Below are 25,361 nucleotides of genomic sequence, written 5' to 3' on the forward strand. Positions count from 1 at the left end.
CTTCAGCGTAACCGGCCAGAACCGTTCTTGCCGTGAACTGCCGGCCCGGCCGGTCGTGGGGCTCCCGCCGCCCGCCAGAGGTGCATGCCGGCGTAACTGCGCCATGGCGCCCAGACGCTGCCGTGGGCGGCGAGGTCTCTGGCCGTTGCGGGCAGGCCGAGCCGATCGGCGCCCTGGCGCAGGGCGAGGTCGCTGGTGAGCAGGATGTCGGGGCTGCCGAGAACCCGCATGGCCACGTACCCGGCAGTCCACGGTCCGATGCCGGGCAGGGCGGTCAGCCGGGCCTGCAGATCGTCGCGGGTTTCCCCGACGTCGAGCACGAGGTCGCCGGCGGCCAACGCCGCGGCGACGCGGATGATCGTGTCGATGCGGGCCGCAGGGCCGCGCAGCACCTCGCGGCCATGTTCGGCGATGCGGGCGGCTGTGGGGAAGAGCAGCTGTGGGGTGGCGGTGGTGGTGTCTGTGTCTGTGTCTGGGGCGGTGGCGCCGGGCACCGGCTCGCCGAGGGCCGCACTGAGCCGGCCGAGGGCGGTGCGGGCGGCGGCCACAGACACCTGCTGGCCCAGCAGGGCCCGGAACAGGGTCTCCTCGGGGTCGAGGCTGCCCGGCACCCGGATGCCGGGGGTGCCGTGCACGGAGCCGGCCAGGGCCGGGTCGTCGGCCAGGGCGCGATCGATGGCCTGAGCATCCGCGTCGAGGTCGCACAGGCGGCGTACCCGGCTCACGAGAGGAGCGAGGTCGGCGAGGCTGCTCAGCCGGGCGGTGCAGGCGATCGCGGGCGCGTCGAGGGTGCCCGCGACGGCCAGCTGCAGGGTGGCCCAGCCGTGCGGGAGCCGTAGGGTGCGTTCGTACCCGGCGGAGGTGGACCGTTCGACACCGTCGATGGCCCGCACACCCAGGAAGCCGAGCAGGCCCGTGCCGTCGAACGGTGCACGGGCGGGCAGCAGCAGGCTGATCCTCGTGCCGGTGCCGGTGCCGGTGCCGGTTTCGGTGTCCCGGTCGCGGCTGCCGGCCCGCACCCGGGCGCCGGCCCGCAGGGCCGACGGTGTGCGCTCGTACACCGCGGCGATGGTGTCGTTGAACTGCCGCACGCTGCCGAAACCGGCGGCGAATGCGATGTCGGTGACCGGCAGGTCGGTGCTCATGAGCAGCACGCGAGCGGTCTGCGCGCGGTGGGCGCGAGCCAGCGCCAGAGGGCCGGCGCCGACCTCGGCGACCAGCACCCTGGTGAGGTGTCGCGGGGTGTAGCCGAGCCGGTTTGCCAGTCCGGGCACGCCCTCTCGTTCAACGGTGCCGTCGCCGATCAGCCGCATCGCCCTGGCGGCCAGGTCGTCACGGATGTTCCACGCCGGCGACCCCGGCACGGCATCGGGCAGGCAGCGTTTGCACGCCCGCAGTCCCGCCTCATGAGCCGCAGCAGCAGTGAGGTAGAACGACACATTGCCGGGCTTGGGGGTCACGGCCGGGCAGCTCGGTCGGCAGTAGATGCCCGTGGAGTGCACGCCGGTGATGAACTGGCCGTCGAAGCGGGCGTCGCGGGAGGACATGGCCCGGTATCGTTCGGCGAAGACCGGGTCGTCGGGGGAGCTGGGCGCTGGTGTCACCCCCCAAGACTGACACGCGCACCGCACGACCGGTAGCGGGAATCAGACATCGCCGTTCAGGGCCATCGCTCGGGCGGAATCTGCCCGGTTCGAACCGGTCCGGTCCCCGTAAACTGGCGGGCATGACCCTCGACCCGACCGGCCGACCGCTCGCCGTGCCCCAGCAGGACACCCCCATCCAGACGCCGGTGTGGAGTTCGCCGGTGCGGCGCACAAACCTGAGCACTGTCGTATGGGCGAGCATCGGCATCGTGGTCGCCGCGCTCGCGCTGTTGCTGGTCCTGGTCTACCTCTCGACCTTCCTCGGTCCGGGCGCGGTGCTGGTCTGTCTGCTGCTGGCGCTGGTGCCGCTCACCCTGGTGGTGCTGGCGGTGCGTTGGATCGACCGGTGGGAGCCGGAACCCCGGCCGGCGCTCTGGTTTGCCTTCCTCTGGGGCGCCGGCGTCTCTATCGTGACGGCGCTGGTGTTCGACCTCGGTGTGCAGATCGTCGTCGCGACCAGCGGCGTGGCCCGACCGGCGGGCGACTTCACGGCCGCCGTCATTCAGGCGCCGCTCGTGGAGGAGTCGGCGAAGGGATTCGGCATCCTGCTGCTGTTCTGGGTGATCCGCGGCCAGTTCAACGGTCCGATCGACGGAGTCGTCTACGCGGCCATGATCGCCGCCGGCTTCGCGTTCTCGGAGAACATCCAGTACTTCGGTGTGGCGATGCTCGACGGCGGGATCGCCGACCTCGGCGTGACCTTCCTGTTGCGCGGGGTGATCTCCCCGTTCGCGCACGTGCTGTTCACGGCCTGCACCGGCCTGGCCATCGGCTTCGCCGCCCGGCGTGCGAGCGGTTCAAGTTACCTCGGCGCCGTGTTCATCGGCCTGGCCGCTGCGGTTCTGCTGCACGCGGTGTGGAACGGGGCGTTCTTTCTACTCACCGACGACGCATCCCTGGTGGGCTACTACTTCCTCGTACAGGTGCCGATGTTCCTCGGCGCGATCCTGGTCGTGGTCATGCTGCGGCGCAAGGAGGAGGCGCTGACGGTGCAACGGCTCAGCGACTATGCCGCCGTGGGCTGGTTCACCCCGGCCGAGGTGGCGATGCTGGCGACTCCCCGCGGCCGACGCCAGGCACGGGCATGGGCACACGGCCAGCCGCAGGCGCGTCGCCTCGCGATGAACCGCTTCATCACGGATGCCACCCGGCTGGCATCGGTGCGGCAACGACTGGTCAGCGCCCAGCTGCGCCCCTCCCGTCGCAGCGGCGCAGCGGCACGGCCGGGAAGTACCCCCGACCAGGTCGAGGAGGCCCGGCTGCTGGGCCTGCTGATGGACGACCGAGCCCAGGTCATCGGCTGACGTGCCGCCCGGTTACACGGGCCCACGAGAAAACTCGCCGCCCGGTGGTGTGGCACTGCCGACAACTCTCCCGGTGCGGCGAGTTTCTATGCACTAAGACTGCACCTGGCCACGGCGTTCGCGCAAGGGGGAATTTCCAGGTGTGCGTCCGGAGCCGGAATCCGATTGGATGGTCTCATGACTGATTTGAACTCCAAGCCCGAACTCGACTTCCCGGAGGGCCCCGCGCCCGAACAGCTCGACATCGTCGACATCGTGGTAGGTGACGGGGCCGAGGCCACCGCCGGCGCCACCGTCGACGTGCACTACCTCGGCGTCGAATACGACACCGGCGAAGAATTCGACTCGTCCTGGAACCGCGGCCAGTCGATCAACTTCCCGCTGGGCTCCCTCATCGCCGGCTGGCAGCAGGGTATCCCCGGAATGAAGGTGGGCGGCCGTCGCAAGCTCACCGTGCCGCCGCACCTGGCCTACGGCCCGGCCGGATCCGGTCACCGGCTGTCCGGCAAGACCCTGATCTTCGTGATCGACCTGAACGGCGTCAGCTAGACCGTTCGATCCGCACCCGCCTGATGGGTGAGTGGTGGCCCCGGAGAATGCTGACGGCGCTCCGGGGCACCCCGAAATATGTGGCACGCAGGCGCACCTGCGTGCCAATCTTCTGTGCCTGACGGCCTGGTGTGAGTGCGAAAAACGCCCTCGCGCTCGACGGTATCCCGCGCCGATAATGGGACATGATCTCAATCGACTGTGCCCGTGCCCTGCAGCAGGCCGGATTGTCCTGGCATCCGGTATCCGGTGACTCGTTCCGCATCGAACGACCGGGCTTCGACTCCGAGGTCTTCACGGTCAGCGAGATGACCATCGAGGCGCACGAGTTCGACACCGGCACCATCCTCGGTTTCAACGGCACGACGGAGTGGGCGCTGGATTCGCTCGCGCTCGAGGATGCCCTGTGGCTGCCGAGGGAAGACCAGATGCGTGCGCTCCTGCGCGGCACGTTTCGCTCCCTGCACAGGCTCAGCGACGACCGGTACCGGGTAAGCGTGCACGTGCGCGGCGTCGACGAGGTGTTCGAGGCGGCCACCGCGGCGGATGCCTACGGCACTGCGGTGCTGATGCTCATCGGGCTCTCTGGCGAGGGCCGGGTCGCTCCGGCGGCGGCCAGCGACTAACGGCTAGTACCGCTCCGGTTCCGGTTCCAGGGCGAACCGGCGCCCGCTCAGCTCGGTCGGGGTGATCTCAACCCAGATGTACTTGAGTGTGGGCACCAGCGGACGGAGCGGGAGCGCGTTGGCGGCTTCGATCTCGGCCTGGGTGTCGAGGACTCGGGCGAGACCCTTCACGACAACGCTCCACGCGTCGCCGCGCCCGATGGCGTCGGTCTCAAGAGCCACCTTGTTGTTCACGGTGAGGGCGAGAAGCTTGGTTCCCTCGGCCGTGCGGAACAGAAGCCGTTTGTCGGCCACGACGAAGTTGAGTGGAAAGATCTCGATGTCATCCGCGACAGCGGCGGCGAGACGGCCGAAGCTTGAGGACAGCAACAACTCCCAGCACTCGTCCTCGCTGAGAATGCGAACGGGATCAAGGTCGTTGTTGTCCATACCTCATAGTCCCACTTTGCGGTCCACTCGGCGAGTATGCCGAGCGGACCGCGGCGTGTTGCCCTACAGCTGGGTGGAACGGCGACGCACCAGCATCACGGTGAGGAGGATTCCACCGATCAGCAGCGCTCCGGCCGCAATGAGGAACACCGGCAGGGCATCCGTACCGGTCTCAGCCAGTTCGGTGCCGGTCTCGGCCAGGTCCGTGCCATAACCGGCGCCGCCGCCACCACCGCCGGCGATGGGGATCAAGGGGTTCGCCGACGGTGTGGGAGTCTGTCCTGCCTCGACGGCCGGCGGGGTTGCCGAGGGGGTGACGGCCGGCGGGGTAGCCGAGGGGGTGACCGCCGGCGGGGTTGCTGAGGGGGTGGGAGACGGGGTGGGTGTGACGGTTCCGGCAGGCAGGATCCGGTGTGTGAGGGAGGCGGTGCAGGTCAGCGTGGAGCCGCCGCCGTTCACTGAATCGTTGCACTGACGGATGGTCACCGGCAGCGCAGCGCTGACCGTCGACGAATCGACCGTGCAGGTGACGCGGCGGGCGGCCCCGCCGCCGTTGACGGACGCATTGCACTGGGTGATGGCGGCCGAGGTGGTGGAGGACACCGGAGTGCAGTTGAGCGTGGGTTCGGGTCCTTCGGCTCCTGAACCGTTGCACTGATTCACGGTCGCGGGAGAGGTTGTGGCATCGCCGACGATGACGTTCTCCACCGACACGTTGCAGGTGGCGATCGACCCGCCGCCGTTGGCGGAGTTGTTGCACTGGTCGACGACGGTGGTGGCCGTGGGGAAGCTCACTGGGATGGTGGTGCACACCAGTTCGCCGACCGCGCCTTCACAAGTGCGCACGGTGATGTCCGATCGGGACAGGCCCGTGTCGAGGTCGAGGTAGTTCGTGATGGTGACGTCACAGGCGATCTCGTTGCCGCCGCCGTCCTGGATGTAGTTGCACTGGTTGACCGTGCCGGGCACCGGAGCCGCGGAGGCGGGTGCCTGCGTGGTTCCGAGGATCGCGGCGGTGGCAACCACCAGGCCGAACGTGACGGCGAGGCCACGCCGCAGGAGGGCGCCAGGTCGTCCAGCGGCCGTCCGTGCATCGGCGGTGCCGCCGACGTCAGGAAGTGATGATGCAGACGAATGTGCCGTTGCCATGATGGCCCCCCTTGATGGGGCCCCGTGACCCCCTTTCGAGTCACGTTATCAGTATCGCCGGGCGTGCGTTATCACAGGGTGCTAACGACACGATGTTCGGTGGTCTGCGTCAGCGTTCGCTCGCCGCGCGCACCCTGTCGATCAGGTCTTTCCAGGCGCCGTGCACCTGCGGTTCGGCGAGCACCACCTCGTGCGGGGCACACCGGATGCGGTACACATAACGGTCCGGCATCGGTGCGCTGTCCTCGGCCTCGTCCCAGGGCAGTTCCTCGAGGAAACGCATCCACGCGGCAGCATCCGGTTGCTCGTCAACCTGCACGTCCCAGGTGACCCGGAGCCCAGCGATGCCTCCGCTGCGTGAGACGACGACCTTCATGGCCCCATGGTACGTCCGGCCGGGGCCACGATCGGGGATGTCGGCATGATCGAAGGCGGCTTGCCAGCGAACGCTGAACCGTCGCTGCCGCGTCAGGAGGCCGCTCGCAGCGGATCGACGACCACACCCACTCCGGTCCATCCCGCCAGAACCGCGTCGTGCTCGGCGGAGCCCGCGCCATAGCGGGTGATCGCGGCCGTCGCCGTCGCCGTCGCGAAAGCGGCGAAGTCGGCGTTCACGGTGAGGGTGGGGCCGGTGAGCGTGTCGTACCAGATCTGCCCCGGCGCCTCCCACGCGTTGCCGCCGAGGGCCTCGGCGACCAGATAGAACGCCCGGTTCGGGATGCCCGAATTGAGGTGCACTCCGCCGTAATCTTCTTCGGTGTCGATGTAGCCGTCCATCGAGGCCGGCTGCGGATCGGTGCCGAGAACATCGTCGTCATAGGCGGTGCCCGGCGCCTTCATCGAACGCAGCGCCTGGCCCTGCACCTGCTCGGTGAAGAGCCCTGCGCCGATCAACCAGCTCGCCGACCGGGTGTCCTGGCCGGCTGCGAACTGCTCCACGAGGGCGCCGAAGACATCCGACACCGATTCGTTGAGCGCACCGGACTGGCCCTGGTAGGCGAGGTTGGCGCTGTACTGGGTGACACCGTGGGTGAGCTCGTGCGCGATCACGCTCAACGAGATCGTGAACCTGTTGAAGACCTCGCCGTCGCCATCGCCGAACACCATCCGTTCGCCGTCCCAGAAGGCGTTGTCATAGTCCCGTCCGTAGTGCACCGTGGCGTCAAGCGGAAGGCCGCGCCCGTCGATGGAGTCGCGCTGGTACTGGCTCCAATAGAGGCCATGAGTGTCGCCGAGGCCGGTGTATGCCTCGTTGACCGCCACGTCGGCGACCGGGGGCTGACCTTCGGTGCGCACGGTGCGGCCGGGCAGCCGCTGCAGCTGGCCGGCGTCGCTGATGGTGCGGGTGCTGACGCCCGGTACGGCCTCGACGGGTAGCGCGGGCAGCGCGCTGGTGCGGCGCTCGAAGCGCAGGCTGCGGATGGGGTCGTCGACGCGCAACGATCGCCGGGCGGCCTCGGCTGCGGCCTCGAAGCGCGGGTCCTCGACCGCGGCCAGGTGCTCGAGGAGGTAGGGCGGCACGACGCCGCACCGAAACGGCGGGGCGGATCGGCCATGGCCGTGCGGACGGCCGGGGAACGGGACGGGGCTCTGAGTCTGGTCTGTGCCTGTCATGCGGTGAGTCTGGCAGCACCGTCCGACATCCGCACCCCTCTCATGCGACGACAGGGAGACCGGTTCTCATATTGCCGACCAGCCGCCGTCCGACGCCAGGACGATGCCGGTCACGTTGGCCGAGTCCGGGCTGGCGAGCCAGGTGATGGTGGCGGCGAGTTGCTCCGAGGTGGCCACCGGAGGCAACACGTGCTGGAACACCGGGCCGAGCACCGACCCGGCCAGGGGAGACCGCATCGGAGCCTCGATGTTCGTCTGCACCCCGCCTGGCGCGACCGCGTTGCAGCGGATGCCCTGGGCCGAGTACATCACGGAGGTGTTGCGGGTCAGACCGATCACGGCGTGTTTGGACGCCGTGTAGGCGACCCCGGCCGCGCCGCCGCGGAGGCCGGCCTCGGACGTGACGTTGACGATCGACCCGCCGCCGCCGGCCACCATGATCGGCAGCGCCCCGCGGATCAGGCGCATCATGCCGGTCACGTTGATGCCGAAGACCCGCTCCCAGGTGGCGTCGTCGACCTCGGCGATCGGGAGGAAGCCGTCCATGACACCGGCGACGTTGGCGACGACGTCGATGCGGCCGTTCGCCGCGGCGACCAGCCGTGTGGTGGTGTCCTGGTGGCTGATGTCGCCGTCGACGGTCACGATGTCGAGGTCGCCGAACTGGTCGAGGAGCTCCTGCAGACGGGCGGGAACCACGTCGCCGGCAATCACCCTGGCGCCCTCCCTGGCCAGTCGCACGGCTGTCGCTTTTCCGATCCCGGAGCCGGCTCCGGTGACGATGGCGGTCTGGCCGGCGAACCGGCCCGGGGTCACAATCGGGTCCATCGGGGTGCTCCTTTGCAGATCTTCCTCGAGTGCGGCGCGGCGCCGACGCACCAGTCATAGCACCGTCTGGTCGCCCCGGCGCGGGGCAGGCGGATGCGGGGACTCCGGCCGCCCGGCTGCCCGGTCGGTTTGTAGACTGCCGGTATGCGCCACGGAATCGTCATCCTGCCCCAGTTCGACTGGCCCAAGGCCCGCCGGAAATGGCAGGGCGCCGAGCAGTACGGTTTCGATCACGCCTGGACCTACGACCACCTGTCCTGGCGTAGCCTCGCCGATCAGCCGTGGCAGGCCACCATCCCCACCCTGGCGGCCGCGGCGGCGGTCACCGACCGGATCCGGTTGGGCACCTTCGTCGCCTCACCGAACTTTCGGCATCCGGTGCCGTTCGCCAAGGAGGTCGCCACGGTCGACGACATCTCCGGCGGGCGGATGCTGCTCGGGCTGGGATCGGGCGGAACGGGCTTCGACGCCTTCGTGCTCGGGCAACCGACATACACCCCGCGTCAGCGGCACGAGAGGTTCGCCGAGTTCGTCACCGACCTCGACCTGCTGCTGCGCCACGAGAAGCCGGGAGCGGGCGGTTTCGACTTCGCGGGCGACTGGTTCACCGCGGTGCACGCCCGTATGGTGGGCCGGCCGGCGCAGCAGCCCCGGGTTCCGTTCGTGATCGCCGCCAACGGGCCGAAGGGCCTCAAGCTCGTCGCCGAACACGGTGCGGGCTGGGTGACCACGGGCGCCGACGGTGCCGTGGGCGAGGAATGGTGGAGCGCAGTGGCGGCGCTGGTCCACCGGCTGGAAGACACCCTCGCCGCGGCGGACCGGGCGCCGGGCTCTTTGGACCGCTACCTCTCGCTCGACAGCGGCGGGGCGTACTCGCTGCAGAGTGTCGGTGCCTTCGATGACGCCGTCGGCCGGGCCGGCGAGCTCGGCTTCACCGACGTGATCAGTCACTGGCCCCGGCCCGACGGCATCTACGCCGGCTCGGAGTCGGTCCTCGACGAGGTCGCCGCCCGCCTCACCTAGCTGCAGCTGGCATACCCCACTCGCCACCCCCTCGCAGCGGGGCGGGCCCGCCGAGTTGCCGCACTACGCCGCTTCGGGGCGGGCGAAGGGGCACTTTGGCGCACGTCGGCGCAGCACGTCTCGTCGAATCGCCGCAAGGTGCCCTGGCAGAAGGGCCTCCACTGGCAACTCGACTGGCCTCCTGCTGAGCGAGCGCGAAGCGTCCGCTACACGTCGATGCGGTAGCCGCGTTTGATCACCGTGGCGACCAGCGCCGGCGCCGGCAGGGACTGGCGCAGCCGGCTGATCGCCACATCGACGGCGTGGTCGTCCTGGATCTCGGGCAGCGCGGCCGTCAGATCGGCGCGGGAGAGCACCGACCCCCGTGCGGCGAGCAGGGCGCGCAGAAGGGTGAGCGACGTCGGCGGCAGCAGGGCGGATGCGCCGGCGACAGACACCCGCCGTCCGCGCAGTTCTACCGGACCGTGCCGGCTGTCCAGGCGCAGAACCCGCTCGTCGGCGAGGTAGTCGCAGACCAGCTTGATCAGCGCACCCATGCGGAACCGTTCCGGCACGATCGGGGTGATGCCGGCCGCGAGCAGGGGTGCGGCGGTGACATGCCCGACCGCGGCGGCCACGACAGGTCCGCGCAGGGCCTCCTGCAGAGCTTCGAGCCGGCCGACGCCATCCGCCGCGCCGAAGAGCGCCTCAACAGCGGGTGCGCTGGTGAAGGTGACGGCGTCAAGCGACCCGGTGCAGACCGCGTCGATGAGTTTGAGCACCCGGCTGGAGTCGTCGGGCAGCAACCACCGGTATGGCGCGACGGTGAGCACCGTGGCACCGGCGTCGAGCAGCCGCTGGATCTGGGACTCGTCGGTGAACCCGTGCAGCTGCACGGCCACCGTCAACCCGGCCGCGCCCTCGCCGAGCACCTTGTCCACGAGCGAGCTGGTGGTTTCCTCGTCGCTCATGCCGGAGTCGTCAAGGTTGGCGGCGCGGATGGCGCCGCGGGCCTTGGGGCCGCGCACGAGGATGCGGCTGTTCTCGAGGGTCTCGGTGAGGTCGTGGCCGAGCCCGGCCGCATCCGCTGCTTCGAGCCAGCGACGGATGCCGTACGACGTGGTCGCCAGCAGGATGTCCGGCCGGCCGGCGATGATCGCCGCGGTGTCGGCGGTGATCTGCGAGTCGTCGGCCGCGGCAGCGATGCGGATCGCCGGGGCATGCAGAACATCGGCGCCGCGTCGTTCGAACGCGGCGATGAGGTCCTCGCTCCGGCGGTCGGACGTGACTCCGATGCGGAAGCCCTCGAGCTGGTCCGGTCGGAAGCCGGGCAGCCCCGCTTCTATTCCGATGTCGTTAACTGTGTCTCCGATGGTTCTGGTGGCTGACGTGTCAGGCAGGGTTACCTCTGGCCTGAGAGTGTAGCGGCGTTTGCGAGCACTTCAACGGCCGCGGCGTCGTCGCACTGGGCCAGCCGCACGACCTCGCCGATCACGAGCACGGCGGGGGAGCGGGCGCCGACCTCGCCGGCGACCCTCACCACGGTTTCGATGTCGGCCACGGTGGTGCGCTGGTGCGCGGAGAAGCCGCGCTCGATGATGGCGATGGGCATGTCGGCGCGCATGCCGTGCCGGGCCAGGCCGCTGGCCAGGTGCGGCAGGGTGCCCACGCCCATCAGCACCACGATGGTGCCGCCCAGGCCCACCAGGTGGGCCAGCTCCTCCTCGCTGAGCGGCAGGTGACCGCTGAGCACCGTGAACAGGCGGGAGACGTCGCGGTGGGTGACCGGGATGCCCGCCAGCGCCGGCACGGAGATGGCGCTGGTGACCCCGGAGATCACGGTGACCGGAACTCCGGCGGCCCGGCAGGCGGCCATTTCTTCACCGCCACGGCCGAACACGAAAGGGTCGCCGCCCTTGAGGCGCACGACGGTGAGGCCGGCGCGGGCGCTGGTCACGAGCAACTGCTCGATCTCGGCCTGCGGTACGGCGTGGTGGCCCGGATGTTTGCCCACGTTCACCAGTTCGGCTCCGGGCGCCCACTCGTCGAGCCTGTCGTGCGGACCGAGCCTGTCGTAGTAGACGATGTCGGCGCTGCGGAGCGCGGTGAGCGCGGCGACGGTGAGCAGGTCGTCGTCGCCGGGACCGCCGCCGACGAGGGTGACGTGCCCGGGCCTGGACACCGGGGCGGCCGCCTCCCGGGTGAGCCAGACCGATTTCTCGGCGCAGGCGGCGACGAGCAGCGGCTCGTCGTGCGCGGGCAGGTCGACGGCCACGACGAGGTCAACGGCGGAGACCAGGTCGCGCCAGCCGCGCGGCGAATGCGGCCAGGCCACGGCGCGCACGAGAGGGTTGGGCACCTCGTAGGTGTCTGCCGCGAGGTAGAGCACGGCGCCCGCAGCGCGGTACCGGGCGATGACCCGGCGGGCGGGGCGGCTCCCGCCGACGATGAGCACGCGGCGACCGGTCACGTTCAGACCGATGTCGAGGGTTGGATTCGGCATGGCCCTATTCTCCGTCTAGTGGAGCGGCGTGAGCGGTTGTGTGTCGCCCGGAGTCGTTCCGCCCGGTTGCAGTCAGGCCGGTGTCGTTCCGATCGGCCGGCCGCAGGGGGATCCGGGCGCCGGAGAGCAGCACCGGCCCGGTGGCCGGGGCGGTGTCGTCGGGCTCGTTGACGCTGACACCGAAGAAGTCAGCGCCGGTCTGCACCGTGCCGGTCTGTACAGTGCTGGTCTGACCCGCATCCGCCCGTGCCGCATCCGTCGGTGACGCGTCCGCCAGCGCCGCGCGCTCGCCGGGCCAGGCCGGGCGCGGCTGGCCGCGCTCGAGCACCTGCACGATCGCCGGGTCCGGCGTGGTGGGCGCGTTCACGAACGAGCGGAACCGGCGGAGCCTCTCCGGATCCTTCAGGGTCGCCGCCCATTCGTCCTCGTAGCTGCCCACGTGCGCGGCCATGGCCAGTTCCAGTTCGGCGGCCAGGCCCAGGCTGTCGTTCACGACAACATCGCGCACGTGCTCGAGCCCACCGGGCAACTCCTCCTGCCAGCGCGCGGTGCGCTGCAGCCTGTCGCCGGTGCGGATGTAGTACATCAGGTACCTGTCGATGTAGGCGATCAGGGTGTCGTCGTCGAGGTCCTGGGCGAGCAGTTGTGCGTGCGCCGGCTGGAAGCCGCCGTTGCCGCCCACATACAGGTTCCAACCCACATCCGTGGCGATGATGCCGATGTCCTTACCGCGGGCCTCGGCGCACTCACGGGCGCAGCCGGAGACGCCGAGCTTGAATTTGTGCGGCGACCGCAGCCCCCGGTAGCGCAGCTCCAACTGGATGGCCATCGATACCGAGTCCTGCACGCCGAACCGGCACCAGGTGCTGCCCACGCAGCTCTTCACGGTGCGCAACGACTTGCCGTAGGCCTGACCGGATTCGAAACCGGCGTCCACCAGGATCGTCCAGATCTCGGGCAGCTGCTCGAGACGGGCACCGAACAGGTCGATGCGCTGCCCGCCGGTGATCTTCGTATAGAGGTTGTACTGCTCGGCGACCTCGGCGATCACCTTGAGCTTGGCCGGGGTGATCTCCCCGCCCGGGATTCGCGGCACCACCGAGTATGTGCCGTCCTTCTGCATGTTGGCCAGGGCCCTGTCGTTGGTGTCCTGCAGGCCGCCACGGCCGGCATCCAGCACATAGCCGTTGGTCTGGGTGGCCAGGATCGACGCGATGGTGGGCTTGCAAATGTCGCAGCCGAGGCCGGTACCGAAGCGGTCCATGATGTCGTCGAACGAGGTGAGCTGCAGGATGCGCACACTCTCGAACAGTTCGCTGCGGCTGAACGCGATGTGCTCGCAGAGGGCCTTGGACACCTCGACGCCGGCCTTGCGCAGCTCGGTCTCGAGGATCTTCTTGACCAGGGGGACGCAGGAGCCGCACTGGGTGCCGGCACGGGTGCAGGCCTTGAGCGGGCCTAGTTCGGTGCAGGCCTCGCCGTGGTCGCCGCGGACGGCTTCGCGCACCGCGCCGACCGACACGTTGTTGCAGGAGCAGAGCTGCACATCGTCGGGCAGGTCGCTGTTCGCGGGCGGTTCGGCGCCGGCGGCGGAGAGGTAGGCGCCGGGCTCCGCGGGCAGTTCGCGGTCCAACAGGGGGCGGAGCGAGGTGTACGGCGAGGCGTCGCCGACGAAGATGCCGCCGAGCAGGGTCTTGGCGTCTCCGGTGACCACGATCTTTTGGTACAGGCCGCGGGCCGGGTCGGCGTAGACCACCTCGAGACAGTGTTCGGTGCGGCCGAGGGCGTCACCGAAGCTGGCGACCTCCACCCCGGAGAGCTTGAGCTTGGTGGCATCGTCGATGCCGGGGAAGACGGCTTCGCCGCCGTGCAGCCGATCGGCGGTGACCTCGGCCATGGCGTTGGCCGGGGCGACCAGTCCCACGCAGACGCCGTCGATGCTGGCGACCTCGCCGATGGCCCAGATCCCGGCTACCGAGGTGCGGCAGTCGTCGCCGATGACGATGCCGCCGCGCGGGCCGAGCTCCAGACCCGCGGCCCTGGCGAGTTCGTCGCGCGGGGTGATGCCGATGGAGAAGACCACGAGGTCGGCGTGCAGCTGGCTGCCGTTGGTGAGCGAGACACCGAGGACCCGGCCGGTGGGGGAGCGCAGGATCTCGGTGGGCCGGGTGCCGAGCGCCAGGGCGATGCCCTGCGCGCCGATCAGTCGGCCGAGCGCCTGGCCGGCGCCCTCGTCGAGTTGCGCCGACATCAGCCAGTCACCCGAGTGCACCAGGGTGGATGCGGCGCCGAGCCTGGCGAGACCGCCGGCGGCTTCCAGGCCGAGCAGTCCGCCGCCGACGACGACGACATTGGCCGGGCGCCCCAGGCGCTCGCGCAGCCGGCCGATCTCGCCGACGAGGAAATCGACGTCTTCGATGGTGCGGTACACGTGACCGGCCTCGGCGCCGGGGATGGGCGGCACGGTGGCGGCGGAGCCGGTGGCGAAGACGAGGTCGTCGTACGGCACCCGTTCACCGTCGGCGAGGGTGATCGCCTTTGCCGCGGTGTCGAGGCCGACGACGCTGCTGCCGCCGCGGTAGCTGATCAAGGCGGCGTCCCACAGGGCGGTGTCGCCGAGGGTGAGGTCTTCGGAGTCGACCAGGCGGCGGGACAGCGCCACCCTGTCGTAGGGCAGGTGTGGTTCCTCGCCGAATACAGTCACGGTGTGCTCGACGGTCCCGGTGTTGCCGGATGCGGTGGCGCGGGCGGCCATCGCCTCGGTGAACCGGTGCGCGGCGGGGCCGCCGCCGATCACCACGACGCGTCGGGGCGTGCCGGGGACGTCTGCGGCGGCGTCGGCCGCTGCGGGGGTGACGTGGTCCATGGAGTGCCTTTCCGAGTGGTGAGCTGTTCCGTCAGCCTAAATTTCGGCGATTTCCCGACCGTGTCGCCCGGGTAACGGAGTGTGACGTGGTCCTCACGTCGTTTCGGGCAGCGTGAGAGGTCTTCGTTACGCGATCGTCACGGCCCCGCACGATGACCGACACGAGGTCTGCCTACCGTGGATGCCAGGCCGCACCGACGTCGCCGTGACTCAGACCGTGTCATTCGCCCGCAGAACCACTGGAGGACCCCGTGCACACAACGCCCACCCACCCGCACGACTCTGCTGGCCACGACGCTGCTGGCCACGACTCTGCTGGCCACCACCTCGAAAGCTCCGCGGACTGGACCAGCGTGTGCGACCTCGACAGACTCGAACCGCTGTGGGCCGAGGCAGCGCTGATCGACGGCGTGCAGGTGGCCCTGGTGCTGCTGCCCGACGGCCACCTGTTCGCGGTATCCAACCAGGACCCCGCCACGGGCTCCTGCGTGATGAGCCGCGGCATCGTCGGGTCGCGCGGGGACCGGCCCACCCTGGCCTCCCCACTGCACAAGCAGGTTTATGACCTCGAAACCGGGGAGTGCTTCACCTCTGCCGACTACGCCCTGCCCACCTTCCCGGTGCGCGTCGATCACGGCACCGTGCAGATCCAGGTGCCGGGCAGCGCGCATGACCGGGCCGGCGAGCGGGCCGAGACCGAGCAGTCCGAGACCGTGGAATTCGCCGCAGCATGACGACCGCCCCGGTGTTGCTCGCGACCTCGCACGGCACTAGCGACCCGGCCGGTCAGCGGGCCGTCCTGGCCCTGGTCGACGCCGTGGCCGCCGCGGCGCCGCACCTCACCGTGCGGGGCGGTTACGTCGATGTCCAGAGCCCGGATGTGCCCAGCTGCCTCCGCGCCATCGCCGCCGAGTCCTGCCCCAGCGACACCGGCCCTACCGACTCAGGCCCCGCCGATGGAGCCGACCGCCCCGTCGTGATCGTTCCCCTGCTGCTCTCGGCCGGCTACCACGTGCGCGTCGACCTGGCCGAGGCCGCCGACGACGCCGGGCAACCCGTCCGGGTCACCGGGGCACTCGGCCCCGACTGGCGGCTGGCCCGCATCCTGGCCGACCGCTTGCACGAGGTCGGCCTCCGGCCCGACGACACCGTGGTGCTGGCCGCGGCCGGATCCACCGATGCCGACGCGGTCGCCGACTGCCACGCCATGGGCGACCGCCTCGCCGCCGTGCTCGGCCGCCCGGTGACCGTCGGGTTCATCTCTGCCGCCCAGCCCCGCCTCGCCGCAGCCGTGCTCGCCGCCCGCGCCGCAGCACCGGTGCGGGTCGTGGTGGCCACCTACCTGCTGGCCCCCGGCTACTTCGCCGGCCTGGCCGAACGGTGCGGCGCGGATGTGGTGAGCCGCCCGCTGCTGGTGGACGGCGAGGCACCGCCGCGCGAGCTGGTGGACGTGGTCATCGACCTCTACTCCTCCAGCGCTCGACTCGAGCTGGCCCTGGCCGGTCTGCCCTGGTCGTTCAGCCGCGGCCGCACCGACTGACGCGAGCCGGTACCGGTAGGCCGGTGTCGGTACGCCGGTGTCAGTACGCCTCTGTCAGTAGGGTCGAGGCATGAACCTCGATGCCTATCCGACCAGAGTGATTCTGATGGCCGAGTACTGCGCCGGGCTCCCCTTGTGGGACCGCTCCCCGTCGCCCGACGCGTGGGGCGGTCCATTGCCTCGCGGCGTCCTCGGCCTGTCCGACGACCTGGAGAACCGTCTGGTCGGCTGGAACTCGCGATACGAGCTGCTGATGGGGCAGAACCAACAGGAGTGGCCGTCGCCGGCCGAGCACCTCGCTTTTGTCGTCGACGGACACCTCCTTGCCGCGGAGCTCCAACAAGAGTTCGGATCAGCCGTCGTCGTTCTCTACCTGGACGCGGATGCGGAGCGCTCCCGTGCTCCCGAGGCCTCCCGTGCTTCCCAGACCGCCACCCCGCCTGCCGCGGCCTGGCACGCCGTCGGCGGGGACGGTCAGACGTTCAGCCCGGCGCCCCCGCGATCGTCAATCGTGGAGCAGATGTGGGCGATGCCCGACGCCGAGTTCAGAGCTATGACCCGCACCGTCGATGTTGCGGCGTGGGTGTGGACGCCCGGCCGTACACCGACGCGGATTCTCCTCGAGCCGCGGGACGGCGGCCTCCCGCTGCGGAACCGGTCGCCTCTCCTCGACCTGGTCGACGACAGGCTTGAACCGGCGGTGCTGGGCCTGTCCGGGCCGCTCGTCGGCCGACTGGCCGACTGGAACGAACGCTGGATCGCGGTGACGGAGCCGACTCTGGGTTACCTGATCGACGGGCACGACCTTGCCGCTGCGGTGCAAACCGAGGTGGGACCCGACATTCAGGTCTTGTTCCCGGAGGCCGATCGGGCCACGTCACAGCCCAGCAACGAGATGCGCCAGATGCTGCACCGAGTGCAGGCCCTCCGCGCCGCGGACGGCTCCGAGTAGGCCCGCGTTCCGGCGAGCGCCGGAGGAGGATGTGAGGCCGGGACCGACCGGGATACGCGGTCCCGCCTGGCTTTGTGTCGGTCATGTGACGGAGGCCTATCAGCGGCCCGTTGCGGGTGTGAGTACACGGTGATCGAACGGTAACTGCGGCATCCGCTGCCGGAAACACGGCCTGCGTAACGTCGGCGACACGTACTCACAGTGCACCATTTCTCGCGAGGAGAACCTGATGACCCCGACGACCGGCACCGCGACAGCCCCGCCCGCCACGTTCACCGCCCCCGCCGCATCCGCCGAACTGGTGCACCGCCCGGGCCGGTGGATCGACAACTGGAACGCCGAGAACCCCCAGCAGTGGGCCAATGGGGGCAAGGCCATCGCCTCCCGCAACCTCAAGTGGTCGATCTTCGCCGAATTCCTCGGCTTCGTCATCTGGCAGCTCTGGAGCATCGTGGTGGTGCAGCTGCCGAACGCGGGCTTCACCTTCGACACCGGCCAGATCTTCTGGCTCATCTCCATCCCCACGCTCGTGGGGGCCACCATGCGGTTTCCGTACACCTTCCTGGTGCCCAAGTTCGGCGGCCGCAACTGGACCATCATCTCCGCGGGCCTGCTCCTCATCCCGTCGATCGCCCTGGGCTTCGCTGTGGGCAACCCGGACACCCCGTTCCCGGTCATGCTTCTCATCGCAGCGCTCGCCGGGCTCGGCGGCGGCAACTTCGCCAGCTCGATGTCGAACATCACCTACTTCTACCCGCAGAGCCAGAAGGGTTACGCACTCGGCCTCAACGCCGCCGGCGGCAACCTCGGTGCCGCTGTGGCTCAGTTGGTCGTTCCGATCGTGATCACCCTCGGCGCCCTCGGCACGCTCAACCTGCCGCTGGCGGGGTTCTTCTGGGTGCCGTTCATCCTGCTCGCCATGTTCGGCGCCTGGAAGTACATGGACAACCTCTCCAACGCCAAGGCCGACTTCGCCGGCTCGATCGCCGCGGTGAAGGAACCGCACCTGTGGATCATGGCGTTCCTCTACATCGGCACCTTCGGCTCGTTCATCGGCTTCGCGAGCGTCTTCCCCAAGCTGATCGCCGACCAGTTCCCCGACTACTCCTCCTTCCAGGTCGTCTCCGCGTCACTCTCGCTCGCCTTTCTCGGCGCGCTCACCGGCTCCCTGGCCCGACCGTTCGGCGGCCGCCTCGCGGACCGGTTCGGCGGCGCCCTGGTCACCGTCTTCGCCTTCGGCGTGATGGCCGCCGGGGCGGTGCTGGTGAACCTGGTACTGCCACTCGGTAACTTCTGGCTCTTCCTGGTCACCTTCCTGCTGATCTTCGTGGCCACCGGGGTCGGCAACGGCTCCACCTACCGCATGATCCCCAGCGTCTTCGCCGCCAGGAGCGGGGTCGCGGATGCGCACAAGGACTCCGGCGATGTCGGCACGCAGCGGAAGACCGCGGCCGCGCTCGGCCTGATCTCCGCGATCGGGGCCTATGGCGGGTTCGTCATCCCGCAGGTGCTCGGCTTCTCGAAGACCTCCACGGGTGACTACTCCAGCGCGATCTACGCCTTCGCCGGCGCCTATCTGGTGATGATGGCCGTCACCGCGTTCGTCTACCTCCGCCGCAACTCCTCCGTGGCCGGACACCGCATCTAGCTCCCGCAGCATCCGCGAAAGCGGTCGTTCGGTTGTTTCAGCACGGCCGAAGCAACCGAACGGCCGCTCTCGCGAACCCGTACCAACACGAAAGGCACCTCCGTGACCCCCGTCGACACGCACTGCCCGTACTGCGCACTGCAGTGCGCGATGACGCTCACACCCTCGCCCGCCAGCACCCCCGCCCGGCCCGCGGATGCGATCGGACTGCCGGTCACCATCGCCGGCCGGGCCTTCCCCACCAACCGCGGCGGTCTGTGCAAAAAGGGCTGGACCGCGGCCGAACTGCTCGGCTCGGCCGACCGCATCCGGCAGCCCATGCTCCGTGCGTCCGACGGCAGCTTCGCCCCGGTCTCCTGGACCGAGGCGCTCGACCTTGTCGCCGAGAAGCTCCGCACGAGCCGGGCCGAGCACGGCGCCGACTCCGTGGGCGTCTTCGGCGGCGGGGGCCTGACCAACGAGAAGGCCTACCAGCTGGGCAAGTTCACCCGGCTGGCGCTCGGTTCCTCCCGAATCGATTACAACGGCCGGTTCTGCATGTCCAGCGCCGCGGCGGCCGGCAACCGCGCCTTCGGCCTCGACCGGGGCCTGCCGTTCCGGGTGGAGGACCTCGACGCGGCCGACACCATCCTGATGCTCGGCTCCAATGTGGCGCAGACCATGCCGCCGTTCATCGGCCACCTCGACGGTGCCCGGCAGGTCGGCGGTCTCATCGTCGTGGACCCGCGCCGCACCGCCACAGCCCGGCTCACCGACGACGGCGCCGGCATGCACGTGCAGCCGGCCCCCGGCACCGACCTGGTGCTGCTGCTCGGGCTCACCCACCTGGTCCTCGCCGAACGTCTCGCCGACACCGACTACCTCGCCCGGCGAACCACCGGCCTCGACCAGTTGCGCTTCAGCGTCGCCGGCTGGTACCCGCAGCGGGTGCAGGAACACACCGGTGTTCCGGTCTGGCAGCTGCAGGGCCTCGCCCGTCGGCTCGCCGCCGGTAAGGGCACCTACATCCTCACCGGCCGGGGCGTCGAGCAGCACGTCGACGGTACCGACACCGCCACCGCCGCGATCAACCTCGCGCTGGTGCTCGGCCTCGTCGGCACGACGCACTCCGGCTACGGAACCCTCACCGGCCAGGGCAACGGGCAGGGCGGCCGGGAGCACGGCCAGAAGTGCGACCAGCTGCCCGGCTACCGCAAGATCACCGACCCCGCCGCCCGCGCCCACGTTGCCGGGGTCTGGGGTGTGACGCCCGAGCAGATCCCGGGTGCGGGCATCCCCGCCGTCGAACTGTTGAACGCGCTCGGCCAACCAGGCGGCATCCGTACCCTGCTCGTGCACGGTGCCAACGTCGTGGTCTCCGCGCCCGACGCCGACAGGGTGCGCCAGGGCCTGGCGGATCTCGACTTCCTGGTGGTCAGCGACTTCTTCTTCTCCGAGACCGCCGCCCTGGCCGACGTGGTGCTGCCGGTCACCCAGTGGGCCGAGGAGGAGGGCACCATGACCTCGCTCGAGGGCCGGGTTCTCCGCCGCCAACGTGCGATCGACCCGCCGGCCGGGGTGCGCAGCGAACTGTGGATCTTCCAGGAGCTCGCCCGGCGCCTGGACGCCCCCGGCGTGTACAGCGCCGAACCCGGCGAGGTCTTCGACGAACTCTGCCGGGCCACCGAGGGCGGCATCGCCGACTACTCAGGCCTCGGCTACGCCCTGCTCGACACGGGGGAGCCCGCGTACTGGCCCTACCCGGCCGGCTCCGGCGGTACCCCGCGGCTCTTCCTCGAGCGGTTCGTTCACGACGACGGCCGCGCGCGCATCGTCGCCGTGACCCCGCGCGCCGTGGCGGCACCGGCCCAGACGCGGGGCGCGCTCACCCTCATCACCGGCCGGCTGCTCGAGCACTACCAATCCGGTGCGCAGACCCGGCGGGTGGCCGAGCTGTCGGAGGCCCAGCCCGAGGCCCGGATGCAGGTGCACCCGGCCACCGCCGCGAGCCTGGGTCTGATCGACGGCGGTTGGGTCGAGCTGGCCAACGAGCGTGGCATCGTGCGGTGCCGCGCGCAGCTGAGTGCCGACATCCGGCCTGACACTGTGTTCCTGCCGTTCCACTTTCCCGCCGACCAGCGCGCCAACCTGCTCACCGCCGGCGCCACCGACCCGGTCTCCGGCATGCCCGAGTTCAAACGCACCGCCGTGCGGGTGCGGGCAATCGATGCGCCCGGCCTGTCGGCTCCCGACCATGAGAGGGTGATGGCGGATGCCTGACCACACTTCTGCCGAGCTGCCCGGTTCCCCCGGCCCGGCCGCCCCCGAACGCATCGTCGTCGTGGGCTACGGCCCGGTCGGCGCCCGGTTCGTCGACGAGCTCCTGCCGCTGGTCGAGGCCGGTCTGGCCGAGCTCACCGTCGTCGGAGCCGAAGAGGTGCACGCCTACAACCGGGTGCTCCTGGCCGATTACGCCGTGGGTCGCACCGACCGGGACACCCTCGACCTCACCGACGGCAGCCGGGCCCTGGCTGCCGGCGCGCGCATCCTCACCGGCACCACGGTGACCGAAGTGAAGCGCACCATCCGCACGGTCACGCTCGGCGACGGCAGCTCAGTGCCGTACGACAGGCTGGTGCTGGCCACCGGGGCGCGCGCGAATGTGCCCACCCTGGACGGCGTCAAGCGGGTGCGGCGCGGCCTGATAAAGCCCGGTGCGGATGCCGGCGGCCTCGGCGCCACTGCACTGGATTGGGCCGGCGCGCCGCTGCCCCGCGGTGTCAGCGCGCTCCGCGACCTCGCCGACGCCGCCACCGTGCTGGCCGCCGTGCAGGCCGGTCAGCGCATCGTGGTGCTCGGTGCCGGAGTGCTCGGCATGGAGATCGCGCTCGCCGCCGCGGCCGCCGGCGCCGAGGTCTGCGTGGTCTTTCACGGCGAGATTCCGATGAACCGCAACCTCGACCGCGGCGGCGGCTCGGTGCTCACCCGGAGCGCCCGCCGGGCGGGCGTCACCATGGTCAACCATGCCCGCGCCGAGAGCGTGTTGTTTCACCACGACGACGACGGCGTGGAACGGTTCGAAGCCCTCATCTGCGCCGACGGCAAGCAGATCAGCGGCGACCTGCTGCTGCTTTCCTGCGGGGTGGGTGCCCGCACCGAACTAGCCCACCTGGCCGGGCTGCCCGTATCCACCGGCATCCTGGTCGACGAGTCGCTGCGAAGCTGGGCGGACGCGGCGATCCACGCCATCGGCGACTGTGCTCATGTGGCTGGCCGTCCGGCCGATGCCGACTCCGGTGCAGCGTGGAACGGCGCCAGGATGGCACCGGCCGGTGGGCCGTCCGGTCTGATCGGGCCGGGCTGGCGGCAGGCCGACAGCCTCGCGGCCCGGTTCAGCGCCGAGATCAGGGCGGGTGTCGCAGCGGGCCGGCCGGCCGTGCTAGCTGCCGCCGTGACCGCTGAACCGGCACCGGCGCTTGGGGCCGGACCGGGCGCATCCGTCGTGATGCTCAAGGCCGAGGGCATCGACGTGGTCGCCGCCGGTGATACCGCGGCCGACCCGTTCGACGTCGATGCCAGGTACAACGACGCCGGATACAGCGACACCGCGCACACGCACGGCTGCTCGTCCGATCCGGCACCCCTGGCCGTCGCGCAGTGGGCCGACCCCGAGCACGGCCGCTACGTGAAAATGGTCACTCGCGGCGGCATCCTCACCGGCTTCGTCTGTGTGGGCATGCCCCGTACCGGTGCCGAGCTCACCCTGTTGTTCGAGCGCGGCAGTGAGCTGCCCGCCGATCGGTCTGTGCTGCTGCGGTTCGACGGTCCCGACTACGACCCCGCCACCGCGGGCGACGCCTTCGCGCCGGAGTCCACGGTCTGTTGGTGCAACGGTGTCACGGTGGAGGCGATCACCACCTCGGCGCAGGCCGGCAACACCACCGTGGCCTGCATCGGCACGGCCACCCGCGCGGGGACCGGCTGCGGAGGCTGCAAGGGCCGCATCGGCGAGGTGCTCGAGCGCTTCGCGGCGCAGACCGTCGGCTGAGCCCGCAGCGCCGACGTGCCGGAAAGGCAACTCGGGTGGGCTGGGTGCCCCATGCGCCCGAAGGAGTGTTTTGGCGGAACTCAGCGTTGCGGGCTCGAGCGCTTCGCCGCCCAGAGTGTGCCCTGAACGTTGCCGGGTCCTTGCCGTGAGCGCCGGATGCTGATAGCCCTGAGGGGGTAAGTCCAGTGTTTTCCGGGCTCCGGCGCGACAGTGCCGGCTGATCCCGGCCGGCGAAAGGGATGCCCAGGATGACGCCCAAAAAAGTGACCACGAACCCACCGGTTGGGGCCAACCAGGCGCGCGAGAAGAGCCCGGTCCACCTCGACGACGCCGACGAGGCGGGGGAGTCCACCCTCGAGGTCGGTTCGCCCAAGTCCTGGGCGGCGGGCGTGCCCGGAGTGCTGCACTCCACCATCCCGGCGCTGGAGGGCATGGGAGTCAGCCGCAGCCGCAAGACCCTGCTGGCGATGAACCAAAAGGACGGCTTCGACTGCATGAGCTGCGCCTGGCCTGACCCCACCCACCGCAAGACCTTCGAGTTCTGCGAGAACGGCGCCAAGGCCGTCACCTGGGAGGCGACTCCCGTCACCATCGGGAGCGAATTCTGGGCCGAGCATCCGGTCAGCGACCTGCGTGACCGCTCGGAATACTGGCTGGGCATGCAGGGGCGGCTGACCGAACCGGTCTACAAGGCCGCCGGCGACGACCACTACCGGCCGCTGAGCTGGGCGGAGGCGTTCAGGCTGCTCGCCGAGAAGCTCAACGGGCTGGACTCGCCGGATCAGGCCGCCTTCTACACCAGCGGCCGCACTTCGAACGAGGCAGCGTTTGCCTACCAACTCTTTGTGCGCGCCTTCGGCACCAACAACCTGCCCGACTGCTCCAACATGTGCCACGAGTCGTCCGGCTGGGCGATGGGGCAAACCATCGGCATCGGCAAGGCAACCATCACCTATGACGACTTCGGCAAGGCCGACCTGATCATCGTGATGGGCCAGAATCCGGGCACCAACCATCCCCGGATGCTGACCGCCCTGGAGGAGGCGAAGGAGAACGGCGCCGAGATCGTCGCGGTCAATCCGATGCCGGAGGCCGGGCTCAGACGGTACAAGAACCCGCAGAAGGTGAAGGGCATCATCGGGCACGGCACCGAAATGGCCGACCAATTTGTGCAGGTGCGGCTCGGCGGCGACATGGCCCTGTTACAGGCGGTGTCCAAGCGGGTGCTCGCCGCGGAGGCCGCGAACCCGGGCACCGTGCTCGACCACGAGTTCCTGCGCGAGCACTGCCAGGGGCTGGAAGAACTCACCGCGCACCTCGCCCAGGTCGACGAGAAGGCCGTGCTGGCCGCCACCGGCCTGCAAACCGCCGACATCGACGAGCTCGCCGCCCGGTACCTTCGGGCCGAAAAGGTGATCATCACCTGGGCGATGGGGCTCACCCAGCACAAAAAGGGCGTCGCCACGATCAAGGAGATCATCAACCTGCTGCTGCTGCGCGGCAACATCGGCAAGCCCGGCGCGGGTGCATCGCCGATCCGCGGGCACAGCAATGTGCAGGGCGACCGCACCATGGGCATCTGGGAGCAGATGCCGCCGGCGTTCCTCGACGCCGTCGAACGGGAGTTCGGCTTCGATCCGCCCCGGGAGCACGGGATGGACTCGGTCGAGACCATCAGGGGACTGCGGGACGGCCGGGTCAAGTTCTTCATGGCTCTCGGCGGCAACCTGGTCGGCGCGATCAGTGATACCGGGGCCGCCGAGGCCGCGATGCGCGGTGCCGAGATGACGGTGCAGGTCTCCACCAAACTGAACCGGTCGCATGCCGTGGTCGGCGACGAGGCGCTGATCCTGCCGACCAAGGGGCGCACCGAGATCGACCGGCAGGCCACGGGGGACCAGTTCGTGTCAGTGGAGGACACCGTCTGCGCCGTGCATCCGTCCTGGGGCAAGGTGCGCCCGGTCGCACCGAACCTGCTGTCGGAGGTCGCCATCGTGAGCCGCCTGGCCCGGGCGGTGCTGGGCACCAAGGTGGGCGTGGACTGGGTGGGATTCGAGCGTGACTACGACCTCATCCGGGAGCACATCTCCCACGTCGTCGCCGGCTGCGACGACTACAACGCCAAGATCCGGCAGGACGGCGGCTTCCTGCTGCCGAACGGGCCACGCGATTCCCGCACCTTCCCCACCCCCACCGGCAAGGCCATGCTCACCGTCAACGACCTCGAGTACCTGGACCGGCCCGTCGGCACCCTGATCCTGCAGAGCCTGCGATCGCATGACCAGTTCAACACCACCATCTACGGGCACGACGACAGGTATCGCGGCATCAAGAAGGGCCGTCACGTGGTGTTCATCAACCCCAACGACCTTGTCGAACTCGGCCTCGACGATGAGCAGATGGTGGATGTCCATGGCGTGTACGACGACGGCGTCGAGAGGGTGCTGCGCGGGTTCCGGGCCGTGTCATACCCCACCGCACGGGGCTGCGCGGCGGCGTACTACCCGGAGGCGAACGTGCTCGTGCCTCTCGACCATGTGGCGGAGGGCAGCAATACGCCGGTGTCGAAGGCGGTGATCGTGCGGGTGGAGCCGGCGCGCACCGTTGAGGCGGTGCCGACCACGTAGGGGCGGGTGCCTGTGCTGACGGCTCTGGACTGACGGCTACTGGACTGAGGA

At 70.0% G+C, this 25,361-nt stretch carries 20 protein-coding genes; 11 read left to right on the forward strand and 9 right to left on the reverse strand.

Annotation, left to right across the window (positions count from 1 at the left end; genetic code table 11):
* Positions 1 to 2: 2 nt before the first annotated feature.
* A complete protein-coding gene (locus tag E3O57_RS13005) occupies positions 3 to 1,604 on the reverse strand; it encodes a DNA-3-methyladenine glycosylase 2 family protein (protein WP_255455750.1) in 1,602 nt (533 codons plus the stop codon).
* A 122-nt stretch (positions 1,605 to 1,726) separates the two neighbouring features.
* Here E3O57_RS13005 and E3O57_RS13010 point away from each other — a divergent pair, with 122 nt between their 5' ends.
* From E3O57_RS13010 to E3O57_RS13020, 3 genes are all read left to right on the forward strand, one after another.
* Positions 1,727 to 2,950, forward strand: coding sequence for a PrsW family intramembrane metalloprotease (locus tag E3O57_RS13010; protein WP_103480115.1), 1,224 nt, complete (start codon positions 1,727 to 1,729; stop codon positions 2,948 to 2,950).
* Positions 2,951 to 3,127: 177 nt separating this feature from the next.
* The gene (locus E3O57_RS13015) at positions 3,128 to 3,499 is read left to right on the forward strand and encodes an FKBP-type peptidyl-prolyl cis-trans isomerase (protein ID WP_103431237.1); all 372 of its coding nucleotides are present in this window, start codon (positions 3,128 to 3,130) and stop codon (positions 3,497 to 3,499) included.
* Between the two features lie 185 nt (positions 3,500 to 3,684).
* Positions 3,685 to 4,125 (forward strand): hypothetical protein, encoded by a 441-nt coding sequence (locus E3O57_RS13020; protein WP_088455662.1) that lies wholly within the window; start codon positions 3,685 to 3,687, stop codon positions 4,123 to 4,125.
* Positions 4,126 to 4,128: 3 nt separating this feature from the next.
* Here the strand turns inward: E3O57_RS13020 and E3O57_RS13025 are convergent, their stop codons facing one another.
* From E3O57_RS13025 to E3O57_RS13045, 5 genes are all read right to left on the reverse strand, one after another.
* Positions 4,129 to 4,554, reverse strand: coding sequence for a pyridoxamine 5'-phosphate oxidase family protein (locus tag E3O57_RS13025; protein ID WP_103459471.1), 426 nt, complete (start codon positions 4,552 to 4,554; stop codon positions 4,129 to 4,131).
* Between the two features lie 63 nt (positions 4,555 to 4,617).
* Complete coding sequence (locus tag E3O57_RS13030) at positions 4,618 to 5,703, reverse strand: hypothetical protein (RefSeq protein ID WP_133159852.1); 1,086 nt, start codon at positions 5,701 to 5,703, stop codon at positions 4,618 to 4,620.
* 109 nt (positions 5,704 to 5,812) lie between these two features.
* Complete coding sequence (locus E3O57_RS13035) at positions 5,813 to 6,079, reverse strand: protealysin inhibitor emfourin (protein WP_103459469.1); 267 nt, start codon at positions 6,077 to 6,079, stop codon at positions 5,813 to 5,815.
* A gap of 92 nt (positions 6,080 to 6,171) precedes the next feature.
* Complete coding sequence (locus E3O57_RS13040; RefSeq protein WP_103459468.1) at positions 6,172 to 7,317, reverse strand: M4 family metallopeptidase; 1,146 nt, start codon at positions 7,315 to 7,317, stop codon at positions 6,172 to 6,174.
* Positions 7,318 to 7,383: 66 nt separating this feature from the next.
* On the reverse strand, positions 7,384 to 8,145 hold the full coding sequence (locus tag E3O57_RS13045) for an SDR family NAD(P)-dependent oxidoreductase (RefSeq protein WP_103431243.1): 762 nt from the start codon (positions 8,143 to 8,145) through the stop codon (positions 7,384 to 7,386).
* Positions 8,146 to 8,289: 144 nt separating this feature from the next.
* Between E3O57_RS13045 and E3O57_RS13050 the strand changes: the two genes are divergently transcribed.
* The gene (locus tag E3O57_RS13050) at positions 8,290 to 9,168 is read left to right on the forward strand and encodes an LLM class flavin-dependent oxidoreductase (protein ID WP_103480113.1); all 879 of its coding nucleotides are present in this window, start codon (positions 8,290 to 8,292) and stop codon (positions 9,166 to 9,168) included.
* A gap of 206 nt (positions 9,169 to 9,374) precedes the next feature.
* Here the strand turns inward: E3O57_RS13050 and E3O57_RS13055 are convergent, their stop codons facing one another.
* The 3 genes from E3O57_RS13055 to nirB are packed head-to-tail and all read right to left on the reverse strand — an operon-like array spanning position 9,375 to position 14,516.
* Positions 9,375 to 10,547 carry a uroporphyrinogen-III synthase gene (locus E3O57_RS13055; protein WP_370290085.1) on the reverse strand — a complete coding sequence of 391 codons (1,173 nt, stop codon included), beginning with the start codon at positions 10,545 to 10,547 and terminating at the stop codon, positions 9,375 to 9,377.
* 2 nt (positions 10,548 to 10,549) lie between these two features.
* Entirely contained in the window at positions 10,550 to 11,650 is a 1,101-nt protein-coding gene (gene cobA / locus E3O57_RS13060) for a uroporphyrinogen-III C-methyltransferase (protein ID WP_103480112.1), read from the reverse strand.
* Between the two features lie 4 nt (positions 11,651 to 11,654).
* Positions 11,655 to 14,516, reverse strand: coding sequence for a nitrite reductase large subunit NirB (nirB, locus tag E3O57_RS13065; RefSeq protein ID WP_103480111.1), 2,862 nt, complete (start codon positions 14,514 to 14,516; stop codon positions 11,655 to 11,657).
* 251 nt (positions 14,517 to 14,767) lie between these two features.
* Here nirB and nirD point away from each other — a divergent pair, with 251 nt between their 5' ends.
* From nirD to E3O57_RS13100, 7 genes are all read left to right on the forward strand, one after another.
* Positions 14,768 to 15,250 carry a nitrite reductase small subunit NirD gene (gene nirD, locus E3O57_RS13070; protein WP_103480110.1) on the forward strand — a complete coding sequence of 161 codons (483 nt, stop codon included), beginning with the start codon at positions 14,768 to 14,770 and terminating at the stop codon, positions 15,248 to 15,250.
* Entirely contained in the window at positions 15,247 to 16,056 is an 810-nt protein-coding gene (locus tag E3O57_RS13075; RefSeq protein ID WP_103480109.1) for a sirohydrochlorin chelatase, read from the forward strand. Before nirD ends, E3O57_RS13075 begins: the two co-directional genes overlap by 4 nt.
* Before the next feature lie 70 nt (positions 16,057 to 16,126).
* Positions 16,127 to 17,008, forward strand: a complete 882-nt coding sequence (locus E3O57_RS13080; protein ID WP_103480108.1) for a hypothetical protein — start codon at positions 16,127 to 16,129, stop codon at positions 17,006 to 17,008.
* Positions 17,009 to 17,237: 229 nt separating this feature from the next.
* A complete protein-coding gene (locus E3O57_RS13085; protein WP_103480107.1) occupies positions 17,238 to 18,656 on the forward strand; it encodes an MFS transporter in 1,419 nt (472 codons plus the stop codon).
* Between the two features lie 102 nt (positions 18,657 to 18,758).
* Complete coding sequence (locus tag E3O57_RS13090; RefSeq protein ID WP_103480106.1) at positions 18,759 to 20,915, forward strand: molybdopterin oxidoreductase family protein; 2,157 nt, start codon at positions 18,759 to 18,761, stop codon at positions 20,913 to 20,915.
* On the forward strand, positions 20,908 to 22,683 hold the full coding sequence (locus tag E3O57_RS13095) for an FAD-dependent oxidoreductase (RefSeq protein WP_103480105.1): 1,776 nt from the start codon (positions 20,908 to 20,910) through the stop codon (positions 22,681 to 22,683). Before E3O57_RS13090 ends, E3O57_RS13095 begins: the two co-directional genes overlap by 8 nt.
* Before the next feature lie 248 nt (positions 22,684 to 22,931).
* Positions 22,932 to 25,310, forward strand: a complete 2,379-nt coding sequence (locus tag E3O57_RS13100; protein WP_103480104.1) for an FdhF/YdeP family oxidoreductase — start codon at positions 22,932 to 22,934, stop codon at positions 25,308 to 25,310.
* Positions 25,311 to 25,361 lie beyond the last annotated feature (51 nt).

Origin of the sequence: Cryobacterium sp. TMN-39-2 (assembly GCF_004402745.1) — a bacterium.
GTDB classification, from domain to species: Bacteria; Actinomycetota; Actinomycetes; order Actinomycetales; family Microbacteriaceae; genus Cryobacterium; species Cryobacterium zongtaii.

Coding starts and splice junctions, on each gene's coding strand:
- E3O57_RS13040 (WP_103459468.1), bottom strand. CDS start 7,317: ATGACAGGCACAGACCAGACTCAGAGCCCCGTCCCGTTCCCCGGCCGT.
- nirB (WP_103480111.1), bottom strand. CDS start 14,516: ATGGACCACGTCACCCCCGCAGCGGCCGACGCCGCCGCAGACGTCCCC.
- E3O57_RS13015 (WP_103431237.1), top strand. CDS start 3,128: ATGACTGATTTGAACTCCAAGCCCGAACTCGACTTCCCGGAGGGCCCC.
- E3O57_RS13030 (WP_133159852.1), bottom strand. CDS start 5,703: ATGGCAACGGCACATTCGTCTGCATCATCACTTCCTGACGTCGGCGGC.
- E3O57_RS13045 (WP_103431243.1), bottom strand. CDS start 8,145: ATGGACCCGATTGTGACCCCGGGCCGGTTCGCCGGCCAGACCGCCATC.
- E3O57_RS13010 (WP_103480115.1), top strand. CDS start 1,727: ATGACCCTCGACCCGACCGGCCGACCGCTCGCCGTGCCCCAGCAGGAC.
- cobA (WP_103480112.1), bottom strand. CDS start 11,650: ATGCCGAATCCAACCCTCGACATCGGTCTGAACGTGACCGGTCGCCGC.
- E3O57_RS13095 (WP_103480105.1), top strand. CDS start 20,908: ATGCCTGACCACACTTCTGCCGAGCTGCCCGGTTCCCCCGGCCCGGCC.
- E3O57_RS13050 (WP_103480113.1), top strand. CDS start 8,290: ATGCGCCACGGAATCGTCATCCTGCCCCAGTTCGACTGGCCCAAGGCC.
- E3O57_RS13020 (WP_088455662.1), top strand. CDS start 3,685: ATGATCTCAATCGACTGTGCCCGTGCCCTGCAGCAGGCCGGATTGTCC.
- E3O57_RS13035 (WP_103459469.1), bottom strand. CDS start 6,079: ATGAAGGTCGTCGTCTCACGCAGCGGAGGCATCGCTGGGCTCCGGGTC.
- E3O57_RS13100 (WP_103480104.1), top strand. CDS start 22,932: ATGACGCCCAAAAAAGTGACCACGAACCCACCGGTTGGGGCCAACCAG.
- E3O57_RS13080 (WP_103480108.1), top strand. CDS start 16,127: ATGAACCTCGATGCCTATCCGACCAGAGTGATTCTGATGGCCGAGTAC.
- E3O57_RS13025 (WP_103459471.1), bottom strand. CDS start 4,554: ATGGACAACAACGACCTTGATCCCGTTCGCATTCTCAGCGAGGACGAG.
- E3O57_RS13085 (WP_103480107.1), top strand. CDS start 17,238: ATGACCCCGACGACCGGCACCGCGACAGCCCCGCCCGCCACGTTCACC.
- E3O57_RS13075 (WP_103480109.1), top strand. CDS start 15,247: ATGACGACCGCCCCGGTGTTGCTCGCGACCTCGCACGGCACTAGCGAC.